The 12245-nt window shown below is 31.1% G+C and carries 7 protein-coding genes; all 7 read left to right on the top strand.

Annotation, left to right across the window (positions count from 1 at the left end; all coding sequences use genetic code 11):
• The first annotated feature begins 7 nt into the window (after positions 1-7).
• Positions 8-808 carry a sulfate adenylyltransferase subunit CysD gene (cysD, locus tag KPL37_RS15010; protein ID WP_216150651.1) on the top strand — a complete coding sequence of 267 codons (801 nt, stop codon included), beginning with the start codon at positions 8-10 and terminating at the stop codon, positions 806-808.
• A gap of 18 nt (positions 809-826) precedes the next feature.
• The gene (locus KPL37_RS15005) at positions 827-2536 is read left to right on the top strand and encodes a sulfate adenylyltransferase subunit 1 (protein ID WP_216150649.1); all 1710 of its coding nucleotides are present in this window, start codon (positions 827-829) and stop codon (positions 2534-2536) included.
• A gap of 119 nt (positions 2537-2655) precedes the next feature.
• Complete coding sequence (locus KPL37_RS15000) at positions 2656-4356, top strand: ABC-ATPase domain-containing protein (protein ID WP_216150647.1); 1701 nt, start codon at positions 2656-2658, stop codon at positions 4354-4356.
• 41 nt (positions 4357-4397) lie between these two features.
• Complete coding sequence (locus KPL37_RS14995; RefSeq protein ID WP_216150645.1) at positions 4398-5426, top strand: threonine aldolase family protein; 1029 nt, start codon at positions 4398-4400, stop codon at positions 5424-5426.
• 161 nt (positions 5427-5587) lie between these two features.
• Positions 5588-9016, top strand: a complete 3429-nt coding sequence (locus KPL37_RS14990; protein ID WP_216150643.1) for a pyruvate carboxylase — start codon at positions 5588-5590, stop codon at positions 9014-9016.
• 391 nt (positions 9017-9407) lie between these two features.
• A complete protein-coding gene (locus tag KPL37_RS14985) occupies positions 9408-10829 on the top strand; it encodes a glycoside-pentoside-hexuronide (GPH):cation symporter (protein ID WP_246578312.1) in 1422 nt (473 codons plus the stop codon).
• 168 nt (positions 10830-10997) lie between these two features.
• A complete protein-coding gene (locus KPL37_RS14980) occupies positions 10998-12014 on the top strand; it encodes a LacI family DNA-binding transcriptional regulator (RefSeq protein WP_216150641.1) in 1017 nt (338 codons plus the stop codon).
• Positions 12015-12245 lie beyond the last annotated feature (231 nt).

Here is a 12245-nt window from a genome sequence, read left to right as displayed (position 1 = left end):
TTAAATTATGGATCATTTAGATGAATTAGAAGCAGAAAGTATTTTCATATTAAGAGAATCTTATAAGAAATTAGGTAAACTTGGAATGTTATGGTCAATTGGTAAGGATTCAACAGTATTATTGTGGTTATCAAAGAAGGCTTTTTTCGGACATTCTCCTTTTCCGTTTATTCATGTAGACACAAAACATAAAATTCCTGCGATGATTGAATATAGAGATAAAATTGCTAAAGAGTTTAATATTGACCTTATAGTTCATACAAATCAGGATGCAATCGACGCAGGTATGGGACCAGATAAAGGAAGACTCGTTTGTTGCAAAGCACTAAAAACAGATGGTCTTCAACAAGTAGTTACAAAATATGAATTTGATGGATTGATACTTGGAATTAGAAGTGATGAAGAAGGTTCGCGCTCTAAGGAACGAGTGTTTAGTGAAAGAAATAAGGATTCAGAGTGGGATTATACTAATCAAGCACCAGAACTTTGGGATCAATTTAAAACTGATTTTCCAAAAGGAAACCATATTAGGGTTCACCCAATACTTCATTGGAATGAAATAGATATATGGACTTATATACAAAGAGAAAATATACCACTTATAGATTTATATTTTGCAAAGAATGGCGAGAGATACAGAAGTCTTGGATGTGCTGAGTGTACAGGTAAGATAAAGTCCAATGCGGTGACAATCGATCAAATAATTGAAGAATTAAAACATACAACTACTGGAGAAAGAGCAGGTAGAGCTCAAGATCAAGAAGATTCATATGCTATGCAAAAGCTTCGTAAAGATGGTTACATGTAAGGGAGGGGTTTATTAGTAATGGAAAATACAAGAGAACAATTAAGAATAGTTGCAGTAGGACACGTAGATCATGGTAAGTCTACAGTAATTGGAAGATTATTGTATGATACAAAATCACTACCAGAAGGTGCAATTGAAAAAGTTAAAAGAATTGCTAAAGAAACAGGTAAACCTTTTGAATATGCTTATCTACTAGATGCTTTTGAAGAAGAACAAAAACAAGGAATTACAATAGATACAACATCACTTCAATTTCATACAGATAAACGGGATTATGTAATTATAGATGCACCAGGACATATAGAATTTCTTAAAAATATGATTACAGGTGCAGCTAGTGCAGAAGCTGCGCTACTTATAATAGACGCTAAAGAGGGAATACAAGAACAATCTAAAAGACATGGTTATATATTATCACTACTTGGTATAAAGCAGGTATGTGTTGTAGTAAACAAAATGGATCTTATAGATTACAGCCAGGAAAAATTTAATGTTATAAAAAATGAAATGAATGCTTTTCTAAAGAAATTAAATGTACATCCAATGAGCTATATTCCTATTTCGGCATTTTATGGTGAAAATTTAACTTCAAAATCAGAAAAATTATATTGGTACAAAGGAGAAACTGTTCTTGAATCATTAGATTTATTTACTCAGGAAGAGGGACTTGACGCAAAACCACTAAGATTCCCAATTCAAGATGTATATAAATTTGATAATAGACGTATTATTGCTGGAAGAATAGAAGCAGGTACCCTTAAGGTTGGTGATGAAATTCTTATTTCTCCATCAAATAGAACTACAAAAGTTAAAAGTATAGAAGCCTTTGTTGAAAAAGATAGAGTAAATACTGTCAGTGCAGGAATGTCAGTAGGAATTACTTTTGAAGATGAATTCTTCAATAAAAGAGGAGAAATAATTTCACATAAGAATAATGCTCCTATTATTGCGGATGTTTTTACAACTAATATATTTTGGATGGGAAAAAATAGTTTAGTAAAAGGTAAGAAATATAAAATAAAACTTGTAACGCAAGAAGTAGAATGTGAAATTTTAGCTTTTAATAAAGTTATAGATGCAAGTACTATAGGAACTTACGTTGATGCAACTGAGGCAAAAACTAATGATGTAGCTGAAGTTACTATAAGAACAAAGGAAAAGATATGTTTTGATAAATTTGCAGATAACCAAAATACAGGTAGATTCGTAATAGTAGATGGTTATGATGTAAGTGGTGGTGGAATTATTTCAGGAGTGGCTGAGTCCATTGGAGTAGTAGAAACTACCTTTAGCAAAGATAAACTTAAATATACTGTTAATTGTTTTGATGAATACTATTTTGATATTAAAGCCCTAGCAATTAAAAAGGAATTGATAAATGCTATACAATATAAAATTGGAGATAATGTACCTTTTCTTGGATCAAGTTATGAGTACACTAAAGATTTTGATGTAATAGCATTAAACGCTAGTTTTGTTGCTAAAATAAGAAATGGTAAATTAATAGATGTTTTATCAGTACAAAATTACTCGTATAATGATATAATTATTATAAATGAAAAAGGATTTGGTGTTAAATTAACATCACAAAAGGATTTATCTTCATATATTAATGAATATAAAAAAGATATGAATGAGAAGTTTGCAAATAAATGGTTAGACTTTACTAAATATAGAACTATAAGATTTAGTGATAGTGTAGATGAAACCCTAGAATATTCAATTTAAAATAAATATGAGATTTAATTGAATAAAAAAGTCTAAAGAGCCAATCGGGATGAGCAGTAGTCTCCGTGATTGGTTCTTTTGTTATAAAACATGGGATAGGCGAAATAAAGGAGAGTTATATGAAAAGTTTAGATGTTTTGAAAATGGAAATAGATAAAATCGATGGGAAAAGTTATAGATTGTATAAAACATTAGAGGGAGAGTATAAGTTTGAAAATTTTGTGCTTTGTATAGATCATGTTCAAGGTGATCCGTTTGCATCACCATCAAGGATTAGAGTGATAGTAGATCAGAATATTTCTAAATTTCCAAAAGAAATTTATGATAATAAGATTAAAAATATTGCAGTATCCGATTTTTTAACAAGAGAATTTTATTATAATATAAATAAATATTCGCAGAAGGTTTTTGGGTCTGGTAAGAGTGGATTAATAGCAATAAGTAAATGTCCACAGGAAGTATTAGATAGAACTTCAATAATAATGGAGGAAGATAAAATAGAAGCTAGGTTTTATGTTGGATTACCAGCAAGAGGAAGAAATGTACTAGCCAAAGAACTTGAAAAAATTTTATATAAAGTTATACCAAATATTGTTGAAAAAACTTTAATATATAAAAACATAGATAGTGAAAAACTAATAAGTAGAGTAACTCTTGTAGAGGATCAAGAATATATAAGAAGGTCGCTCAAAAGTCTAGGACTAGTTGCATTTGTAGCTAATGGATCAATATTACCTAGGGAAAGTGGAGTATCTACAAAAGTACTAAAAGGTGGTATAGCATTTGCATCACCAAGAGACCTAGAAGTAGAATTTAATACAAAGAGTCATGGCAGAATTCTTGGCATGGGCATTAAGAGCGGTATAACACTTATAGTAGGTGGAGGATATCATGGAAAATCTACATTATTAAAAGCCTTAGAGCTTGGAGTTTATAATCATATTGATGGTGATGGTAGGGAATTTGTTATAACAGATGAATCAGCTTTAAAGGTAAGAGCAGAAGATAACAGATGTATAACTAAAACGGATATATCTCTATTTATTAGTAAGCTACCTAACGGTAAAGATACTATAGAATTTTCTACAGAAAACGCAAGTGGAAGTACATCACAAGCGGCGAATATCATAGAGGGAATAGAAAGTGGAGCAAAGGTACTATTAATAGACGAGGATACCTCCGCCACTAACTTTATGATGAGAGATGATTTAATGCAAAAATTAGTTTCCAAGGAAAAGGAACCAATTACACCATTTATAGAAATAGTGAGACCTTTGCATAAGCAAAATGGTATTTCAACAATAATGGTAGTAGGTAGCTCAGGAGAGTTTTTCGATGTAGCAGACAGTGTAATTCAATTGGACAATTATGAAGCAAAAGATGTTACAAAAGAGGCTAAAAAGTTAAGTCGTGGTAATATAATGCAAAGAATTATTGATAGAGATTTAAAAACAAATGTTATTTTTAATAGAGTGGTCAAAGCTGGAACTATAACACAAGGTGATAAAGGTGTTAAGATGAAAACAATAGGGTTAAGTGTTTTGAGTATAAATCGCGAGGATATAGATTTAAGGGCTGTGGAACAAATAGTTGACAGTGAACAAATAAATGCTATTGGAAGTATTATGAAATGGGCGGAAGTAAATCTTATGAATAAGGGCTTGAATTTTGGTGACATGGTTGATAATATAATTTGCCAAATAGATAGAAATGGGTTAATATCCATGGATAGATCAAAAGGTGGAAGCGGTAGTTTAGCTATGCCTAGAAAGCAAGAAATAATGGCAACCTATAATAGATATAGAAAGCTCAAAATATAAAAAGTTATAAGAAACCAATGATGTTGAGAGGGGGAAAGTAAATGTATAGTTTTAAAAATGATTATAGTGAAGGCGCTCATCCCAATATACTGAAAGCTTTAATGGAATCAAATATGGAGCAAACAGAGGGGTATGGAGAAGACAAATACTCAATAGGTGCAATTAAATTATTAAAGGAAAAGTTAAAGCGTAATGATGTTGATATCCATATGTTTTGTGGTGGAACCCAAACAAATCTTACAGCTATTTCTGCTTTTTTAAGATCGCATGAGGCTGTTATATCAGCAAATACAGGACATGTATTAATTCATGAAACTGGAGCAATAGAGGCAACTGGTCATAAAGTTATTTCTATGGAAGTAGAGGATGGAAAACTTAAACCTATTCATATACAAATGGCAATAGATGAACATACTGATGAGCACATGGTAAAGCCTAAAATGGCTTACATATCAAACCCAACAGAAATAGGTACTATATATAAGAAAAAAGAATTAGAAGAGTTATATGGATATTGCAAAAAAAATAATATGATTTTGTATATTGACGGAGCAAGGCTTGGATCTGCTTTATGCTCAAAAGAAAATGATATAGAAATTTCAGACTTGCCAAAACTAGCAGATGTTTTTTATATAGGTGGAACTAAAAACGGTGCACTACTGGGTGAGGCACTTATTATTTGTAAAGAGGGTCTTAAAGAAGATTTTAGATATCATATTAAACAAAAGGGTGGATTACTTGCAAAAGGCAGGTTAATGGGTATACAGTTTTTGGAGCTATTTAAAAATGATCTTTATTTTGAATTAGCAAGGCATGCTAATTTTATGGCGGAAACATTAAGAATAGGAATTAAAAAGTGTGGATATGAATTTTTAATAAATTCATCAACAAATCAAATATTCCCGATATTACCCAATAAAATAATTGAGAATCTTCAAGAAAAGTATTTGTTTTTTGTATGGCAAAAAATTGATGAGAACAATTCTGCATTGCGATTAGTAACATCTTGGGCAACTAAAGAGGAGTCTGTCAAGTCATTTATAGATGATTTAAAACTAATAAGTAAATAGATGATAAATACACTTTAACGGGCATAAATTATTGAGGCTACTATTAGTTTATTGCATCATCAGCTTTATTTAATTGCATTTTAGGTGAAAATCATGTATTCTAGTTAATAATGATTAATGAATAATTAAATGGACAAAAGGCTATATAGGGGGTAATGAAAGTGAGAAAGTTTAAAAGAGTACTAGTAGCAAATAGAGGTGAAATTGCAATAAGAATTTTTAGAGCTTGTAATGAGCTTGGAATTCGTACGGTTGCAATTTATTCTAATGAGGATAAATATTCTCTATTCAAAACTAAGGCAGATGAAGCTTATCTAATTGGAAAAAACAGAAGTCCTGTTGAGGCATATTTAAACATCGAGGAAATAATAAGTATTGCGCTTAAAAAAGGTGTAGATGCTATTCATCCAGGGTATGGTTTTTTATCAGAGAACCCTGAATTTGCAATAAAATGTGCTAAAGCAGGTATTGAATTTATAGGACCGACTGCGGAAATGATGGATAGTCTTGGAGACAAAATTAAATCTAAGATTGTGGCAAATGCGGTAGGAGTTCCTACTATACCTGGAGATAAAAAAGAAGTTGAAACAATAGACGAAGCAAAAATACTTGCAGAAAAGTGCGGATATCCTGTCATGCTAAAAGCAGTCGCTGGTGGCGGTGGACGAGGCATGAGAATTGTACGGGATGCAAGTGAATTAGAATCTTCTTATATAAGTGCTAAAAGTGAAGCAAAAAAGGCTTTTGGTATAGACCATCTTTATGTAGAAAAATATCTTGAAAAATCCAAACATATAGAAGTACAGGTTCTTGGAGATAAGTTTGGGAATATTGTTCATTTGCATGAGAGAGATTGTTCTATCCAAAGAAGGCATCAAAAGGTTGTAGAATATACTCCTGCCTTTTCAATATCGCAGAAAAAAAGAGATGAAATTTGCAATGATGCATTAAAAATTGCTAAATCAGTAAATTATAGAAGTGCCGGCACATTGGAGTTCTTAGTAGATACTAAGGGGAATCATTATTTTATAGAAATGAATCCTAGAGTTCAAGTTGAGCATACTGTTACAGAGATGGTAACAGGTATTGATATAGTTCAAAGTCAAATTTTAATAGCAGAAGATTACGCATTAAATTCACCAGAAATAGGCATTAATTCACAAGATGATGTAAAGGTTATTGGATATTCTATCCAATGTCGTATAACAACAGAAGATCCTTCTAATAATTTTGCACCAGATACAGGGAAAATAGAAGAATATAGAACAGGTTCTGGATTTGGAATAAGACTAGATGGTGGTAATGGATTCGCTGGAGCGATAATTAGCCCTTATTATGATAGTTTACTTGTAAAAAACATATCATGGTCTAGAACTTTTAAAGATGCTATAAAGAAGTCTATAAGAGCTGTAGAGGAAACTAGAATTACAGGAGTAAAGACTAATATAGGCTTTTTAATTAATGTATTGAATCATCCTACTTTCCTTAAGGGCGAATGTAATACAAATTTTATTGAAGAAAATCCTGAACTTATTTCTATTACACCTCAGGCAGATGAAGAAAGTAGAGTGCTAAAATTTATTGGTGAAAAAATGGTTAATGAAACAAATGGTATTAAAAAACTTTATGATGTACCAGTAGTTCCAAAAATCATAATGCCAAATGAACTTAGTGGAACAAAACAAATATTAGATCTTCAGGGGACAGAAGGACTTTTAAAATGGATTAAAGGACAAAACAAATTACTATTGACTGATACAACAATGAGAGATGCTCAACAATCATTAATGGCAACTAGAATGAGAACAAAGGACATGTTAAAGATAGCAACTGCTACCTCCGTTTATGGAACAGATTTGTTTTCTCTTGAAATGTGGGGAGGTGCTACTTTTGATGTAGCATATAGATACTTAAATGAATCTCCTTGGGAGAGACTTACACAACTTAGAAAGAAAATTCCTAATGTACTTTTTCAGATGCTTATACGTGGAGCGAACGCAGTAGGTTATAAAAATTATCCTGATAATATAGTTCGTGATTTTATTAAAGAATCAGCAAACAGTGGTGTTGATGTGTTTAGAATATTTGATTCTCTAAATTGGCTCAAAGGAATGGAAACTTCAATAGACGAGGTTATTAAAAGTGGTAAGGTTGCAGAGGCTTGTATTTGTTATACAGGTGATATATTAAATGATAAAAAAAATAAATATAATTTGGATTATTATATAAAACTTGCAAAAGAAATTGAAAAAACAGGAGCCCATATATTAGGTATAAAAGATATGTCAGCACTTCTTAAACCTCATGCTGCATATAAGCTAATTAATGCCTTAAAGCAAGAGGTAGGAATGCCTATTCATCTTCATACTCATGATACTACCGGAAATGGTGTTGCTACAGTTTTGATGGCGGCTCAAGCAGGTGTTGATATTGTAGATACTGCTTTTAACAGTATGTCAGGACTTACAAGTCAACCAGCCTTAAATTCAGTTGCTGCAGCACTTAAAAATACTGACAGAGATACTGGTATAGACCTTAAGGGGATTCAAGGAATTTCAGATTATTGGGATGCTGTAAGACCAGTTTATGACCAATTTAAATCAGATTTGAATTCTGGTTCAGCTGAAATTTATAGATATGAAATTCCAGGAGGTCAATACTCTAATCTTAAACCACAGGTAGAGAGTTTCGGTCTTGGACATAAATTTAACGAAATTAAAGAGACATATAAAGTGGTAAATGATATGGTCGGTGATATTGTAAAGGTAACACCTTCATCTAAAATGGTTGGGGATTTTGCAATATTTATGGTGCAAAATGACCTTACACCAGAAAACATATATGAAAAAGCAATTAAAATGTCCTTCCCAGATTCTGTTGTATCATACTTTAAAGGAATGATGGGTCAACCAATGGGAGGATTTCCAGAGAAACTTCAGAAACTAGTTTTAAAGGGTGAAGATCCAATTACATGTAGGCCAGGTGAATTATTACCAGATGAAGATTTTGATATGGTGGAGAAACACTTAATAGAAAAATTTAGTATAACTCCAACTAAAAAAGATATATTAAGTTATTCTTTATATCCAGATGTATTTGATAATTATCTTAAATACATTCAGGAGTATGGAGATTTAAGTAGAATTGGAAGTGATATTTTCTTCCACGGACTAAATGAGGGTGAAACCTGTGAGGCTGAAATTGCTGATGGAAAAACCCATATGATAAAATTGCTTCATATTAGTAAATTAGATTTAGAAGGTAATAAAGTTCTTGTGTTTGAGGTTGATGGAAATAGACGTGAAATAAAAATAAAAGACAAAAACAACAAGGCTGTACTAAATTACCAGGCGTCACAAATGGCAGATCCGTCAAATCCTTTAGAGGTCGGATCTCCAATACCAGGAACCGTTATATCTATCCTTGTAGCTGAAGGAGATACAGTAACTGAAAATCAACAATTAATGGTGGTCGAGGCTATGAAAATGGAGACCAGGGTAATTGCCTCAGAGGCAGGCACCGTTGAGTTAATTAATGTTAAAGAAGGTCAACAGGTCAAGGCTGGGGAACTTTTAATAAATTTAAAATAGAGTTAACATGAATATGGAAAAGATAGTAAAACTTTGAGAAAAAGTTTTACTATCTTTTTTATATTTATACGATTATATGTCTAAGAAAATTAATAACTAAAGAATATGTAATTATACGCTGAGGTATTAAAGATATAATTGTAAAATAAAATAGTATTGTGTAAACGACTAATATATGATAATATATAATTATAAAAGAAAAGGTTTTCCTAAAAAAATATTTAATTTTACATAATTATTTTAGCTAATAAGCGTACTTGTAAAAGTACGTATTAAATTTAGAATTATAGAAAAGGTTTTCTTATAAAAAGTTTTAGGTGAGATACCTTATTGACTATTTCTAAAAAAGCAAAAGAAAGTATATTGTAAAATATACAAGGAGGAAATAAAAATGAAACAAGCAAACCCAATGAAACAAAGATTTGCATTTGCAGCAGGTGCATTTGGACATGATATTTTTTATGCAACATTATCAACATATTTCATGATTTTCGTTACAAAATCTATGTTTGCAGGAGCTCCGAAGGAAACTCAGGTAAAAATGATAGGTTTAGTTACTTCATTAGTTGTAGGTATCAGACTAGTTGAAATTATTTTCGATCCAATTATTGGTAGTATTATAGACAACACTAAAACTAAATGGGGAAAATTTCGTCCATGGCTTTGTATTGGTGGAACAATCAGTGCAATTTGTTTAGCAATGCTATTTACTAACTTCTTTGGACTAGCAACAAGCAACCAAACTTTATTTACAATTCTATTTATTATTGTTTTCATCATTTTAGACTGTTCTTATTCATTTAAAGATATAGCATTTTGGTCAATAATCCCTGCACTTAGTGAAGATTCGGCAGAACGTGGAAAATTAGCAACATTCGGCCGTTTCGCTTCATCATTAGGGGCAAACGGAACAACACTAGCAGTAATTCCTATAGTTTCATTCTTTACATTAAAAGCTACTGGTCACTCTGGTCAAGGAGCTAGCGGCTGGTTCGCTTTTGGTTTAATAGCTGCAGTAATCTATGGTGTTACAAGTTGGATTGTAGCTCTTGGCACAAAAGAACAAGAAAGTCTTTTGCGTAAGCAACACGGAAAAACTTCACTTAAAGAAGTCTTTATTGCAATTACTAAAAACGACCAATTAATGTGGTTGGCACTAGCATATCTTATATTTGCTATTGGGTATGTAGCTACAACAGCCGTATTAATGCTTTACTTCCAATATGTAATCGGAAATATAGCAGCTTTTTCAATTGTAGGAATTGTAGCTGCAATTTGTGGCATTGTATCTGTTCCACTTTACCCGATTGTTACTAAATTTATTTCGAGAAAATACGTTTACATAATTGGTATTATATTAATGGTAATTGGATATTTTATACTTTCCATAGCATCACCAAGTTCAATAGCAGTTATTATTATAGGTCTAGTATTCTTCTATTTCCCGTATCAATTAATTTTTCTAGCAGTGCTTATGACACTCAGTGATTCAGTTGAATATGGACAATGGAAAAATGGAGTTCGTAATGAAGCAGTAACTTTATCTCTTCGTCCATTATTAGATAAACTTGCAGGTGCTTTATCTAATGGTATCGTAGGTTTCATATCAGTAACGTGTGGTATGATTGGAAATGCACAAGCACGTGATATAACATCTCGAGGTATTGTAACCTTTAAAATGTATGCTTTCTATTTGCCAGCAGCATTAATGATTATCTCCGGTGTTATCTTCTTATTCAAAATTAAATTAACAGAAAAGAAACACGCTGAAATAGTAAAAGAATTAGAAGCATCATTAGTAAAAGGAAACTAATTTAAGTTAATAATTAAAGCATTATTAATATTAGAAAGCTGCCTCAAAAAAAATTGAGGTAGCTTTCTCTTTACAAATTTTAATTTAAATAATAACATTTTTATAAATAAGTAATTGGTTAATTTAATTTAATATGTGTAAATTTTCTGACTTTATAGGGAGGCAAAAATGAAAGCTAGTATAAAAGATGTCGCAAGGGAAGCTAATGTTTCTATGAGTACTGTATCTAGAGTTATGAATAAAAATTATCCCGTTAAAGAAGAAACAAAAATTAGAGTTGAAAAAGCTGTAGAAAAATTGAATTTCAGTCCTAATATACTGGCAAGATCACTAATTTGTCAAAATACAAAAACAATAGGAATTCTAGTTCCAAGCATAGATAATTTTTTCTTCCCAACTGTAATTAAAGCTATTGAATATGAATTAAAAATAAATGGTTATTCAATTTATCTCTGTGATACAGGGAATAATGCCACAGAAGAAATAAAATATGTTAAATCTCTTATGGGTAGGCAAGTAGACGGTATTATTGTCATTGATCCAAAAACGGAGAATATGAAAAATGGGTTTTACGAGGCGGCAAGCAAAGATGTTCCGCTTGTATCAATAAATGGATACAATGATAATATAAATTGTAATTTTGTACTTAACGATGAAGCAAGTGGTGCAAGACAGGCTATGTTATATCTTTTAGAATTAGGACATAAAAATATAATATTTGTAAGAGGTAAAGAAAGTTATTCATATGATATAAAAGAAAACGTTTATAATGAATTTATGGAAGAAAATAAATTAAATTATCATAAAAATATTATAAACATTGGTGAAGGTAATAGTTATGAAACCGTGGATGGAACAATGAATATAATGAGAAAAGAACTAGAAAACTTACAAACACCTATAGCGATATTTGCTTGTAATGATTTGATGGCACTAGGAGTTTTAAATGCGTGTAAAATAATGAATTTTAATGTGCCTAAGGATGTTTCAATAATAGGTTTTGATAATATTTGCATATCAAACATGGTTGAGCCTAAAATTACAACAGTAGATCAGAACATGTATTTACTTGGCGAAAGTGCTTCAAAAATGCTTTTGCAGTTAATAGAAAATAAGAATCACGAGGTTTGTAGACTTAAACTTAAAACACAACTAATTATTAGAAATAGTTGCAGTAATATTTAAGTTAAAGTAAAAAATATTTCAGATAGCTTAGTAAAATTGGTAAATACAATTAAATGTTAAATAGTAAATAGTAAATAGTAAATAGTAAATAGTAAATAGTCATAAGAATCTAAGCTTTTTTATAATCGAGTAGGAGCTAAATAATTAGTTTATTTAGCGACCTCTCACACCACCGTGCGTACCGTTCGGTACACGGCGGTTCAATAGAAATTAATGTTTTAATAAATATGT

Source organism: Clostridium frigoris (assembly GCF_018861865.1).
Lineage (GTDB): Bacteria > Bacillota > Clostridia > Clostridiales > Clostridiaceae > Clostridium_AD > Clostridium_AD frigoris.
This window is presented reverse-complemented; position numbering and strand designations above follow the sequence as displayed.